2 protein-coding genes are annotated in these 1,834 nt (G+C 35.6%); both read left to right on the forward strand.

The features are described 5' to 3' along the window. On the forward strand, positions 1–414 hold a 414-nt coding region (locus AC1DND_RS26985; RefSeq protein ID WP_477585823.1), incomplete at its 5' end, for a 16S rRNA (guanine(527)-N(7))-methyltransferase RsmG. Between the two features lie 119 nt (positions 415–533). Continuing rightward, complete coding sequence (locus AC1DND_RS26990) at positions 534–1,688, forward strand: ATP-binding protein (RefSeq protein ID WP_477585825.1); 1,155 nt, start codon at positions 534–536, stop codon at positions 1,686–1,688. The last annotated feature ends 146 nt before the right edge of the window (positions 1,689–1,834 follow it).

Genomic DNA, 1,834 nt, shown 5'->3' on the forward strand with positions numbered 1-1,834 from the left:
GTAGGTACAGGTGGTGGTTTTCCGGGCATCCCATTGGCCATCTTGTTTCCAGAAACAGAATTTTATCTGGTCGATTCTATCGGAAAAAAGATTAAAGTAGTAAAAGAAGTGGCTTCGGCATTAGGTTTGGAGAATTTAAGGGCCGATCATTTAAGAGCAGAGCAAATTAAAGAGAAATTTAACTTTGTGGTTTCGAGAGCGGTTACGCGATTAGGCGAATTCTACCCATGGATACAGGGCAAATTTAAAAAAGACTCGTTAAATGCCATTCCAAACGGGGTTTTGTATTTAAAAGGAGGCGATTTGGCCGAAGAGATCAAAGAATCAAAACTGAAAGCAGAATTATATCCACTTTCAGCTTATTTTGAGGAAGATTTTTTTGAGACTAAATATGTGGTTTACGTACCACAGTAATTTAATATTAATATAATTTTATTTTTAGTAATTACTTGATTGCTAGTTTTTTGTGAATTTATTTTGTTCTAATCGGGAATTGTATTCCGTATTTGTCAGTGTTTTTTTATATTTGTATTATGATACAGCGAGTTGGAAAAAATAAACTAAAGCAATTGGCCTCTAAATTTAGGGTAGTTGCAGTTGTGGGGCCTCGGCAAAGTGGTAAAACCACTATCTGTAAAACTACTTTTCCACGTAAGCCCTATGTATCGTTAGAGAACCCCGATGTGGCCGAATTCGCCACTGTCGATCCGAACGGTTTTTTAAAACAGTTTAAAAACGGTGCTATTTTAGACGAAATACAAAAACTACCTCATCTGTTTTCTTATATCCAACAAATTGTTGATGAAAACAATAAGGCTGGTTTTTTTATCTTAAGTGGTAGTAATAACTTTTTAATGCAGGAGAGTATATCTCAAACCTTAGCGGGTAGGGTTGCTTATCTGCATTTATTACCATGTAGTTTAAAAGAATTAAAAACAGCGAAATTATTATCAAGTTACGAACAGCATATTTTTAATGGGAGCTACCCCGAGCCTTTATATAAAAGAATTGATGCTGTTGATTGGTACCCCAACTATATTAATACCTATGTAGAAAGAGATGTACGCCAGCTTAAAAATATTACAGATCTAGCATTGTTTATGAAATTTCTGCGTTTATGCGCTGGCCGGACCGGGCAGATTTTAAATATGCAATCGTTGGGTAATGATTGCGGTATTGATGCCAAAACAGTGCAGGCTTGGCTATACATTTTACAGTCGAGCTATATCATTTACCTGCTCAAACCATTTTACAACAATTATAATAAGCGGATTATTAAAGCCCCAAAACTTTATTTTTACGATACGGGCGTAGCCTGCAGTTTGTTGGGGCTACAAAACACAGAACAATTGGCACTACACCCTAGTATAGGCGCACTTTTCGAAAATATGTTGATTATAGATCTGCTGAAACAGCGGTTAAACAAAGGTTTGCAGGATAACCTATATTATTGGCGTGATAAAACGGGCAACGAACTGGATTTATTACTTGATTCGGCTACAACTATTACTGCTATTGAAATTAAGGCCGGTGCTACAATGAATACTGATTATCAAAAAGGTTTGTTATACTTTAAAGGCATAACCGATGATAAAAAAGGCCTAAAAACCATAGTTTGTTATACTGGTTCAACTATTCAAAACCGTAGTAATGGTATAGAAGTCAAACCTTGGGGAAAAATGATATAAACTAAGAATGAAAGCAGAATTATATCCGCTTTCAGCTTATTTTGAGACTAAATATGTAGTTTACGTACCACAGTAAGTTATTGCTTTTTTGGATAACCTGTAATTGTGATTTCTTTAACTGGCGTTATCCTGATTGAGGTTACACC

This window comes from Pedobacter sp. 01N416, from assembly GCF_056399685.1.

Excerpts from the sequence above, each read along its gene's own strand:
- AC1DND_RS26990 (WP_477585825.1), top strand. The coding sequence starts at position 534 with ATGATACAGCGAGTTGGAAAAAATAAACTAAAGCAATTGGCCTCTAAA.